The following is a 784-nucleotide window of genomic DNA, read 5'->3' as shown; positions in this document are numbered from 1 at the left end:
GTCAGCGGCGCCCGGCCGTCCCTCTTCGAGTACGTCCGTCAGCTCTGGGGACGGCGGCACTTCATCCTCGCCTTCTCGCAGGCGAAGCTGACCGCCCAGTACAGCCAGGCCAAGCTCGGCCAGTTGTGGCAGGTGGCGACCCCGCTGCTCAACGCGGCCGTGTACTTCTTCATCTTCGGCCTGCTGCTGGGCGCCAACCGGGGCATCCCGCACGACGTCTACGTGCCGTTCCTGGTGACGGGCGTGTTCGTGTTCACCTTCACCCAGAGCTCGGTCCTCGCCGGCGTGCGCGCCATCTCCGGCAACCTGGGGCTGGTGCGGGCGCTGCACTTCCCGCGGGCCTCGCTGCCCGTCTCCTTCGCGCTGCAGCAGCTCCAGCAGCTGCTGTTCTCGATGCTGGTGCTGGTCGTCGTCGTGATGGCCTTCGGCAGCTTCCCGGCCCTGTCGTGGCTGCTGGTGGTGCCCGCGCTGCTGCTGCAGTTCGTCTTCAACACCGGGCTGGCGCTGATCTTCGCGCGGATGGGCAGCAAGACCCCCGACCTGGCCCAGCTGATGCCGTTCGTGCTGCGCACCTGGATGTACGCCTCCGGCGTGATGTTCAGCATCCCGGCGATGCTCGCGGACAAGGACGTCCCCGGCTGGCTGGCCGACGTCCTGCAGTGGAACCCGGCCGCGGTCTACATGGACCTGGTCCGCTTCGCGATGATCGACGACTACGGCTCCTCGTACCTGCCGCCGCACGTGTGGGCGTTCGCGCTCGGCTGGGCGCTGCTGGCCGGCGCGG

At 69.0% G+C, this 784-nt stretch carries 1 protein-coding gene; it reads left to right on the top strand.

All coding sequences use genetic code 11. From position 1 onward, the window contains the following. A partial coding sequence (locus IE178_RS35110; protein WP_193515078.1) for an ABC transporter permease occupies window positions 1-784 on the top strand: 784 nt, incomplete at both ends.

Source organism: Streptomyces griseoloalbus (assembly GCA_014650015.1).
GTDB lineage: Bacteria > Actinomycetota > Actinomycetes > Streptomycetales > Streptomycetaceae > Streptomyces > Streptomyces griseoloalbus.
The sequence above is the reverse complement of the archived record's forward strand: the minus strand, read 5'-3'. Positions and strand labels throughout refer to the sequence as shown.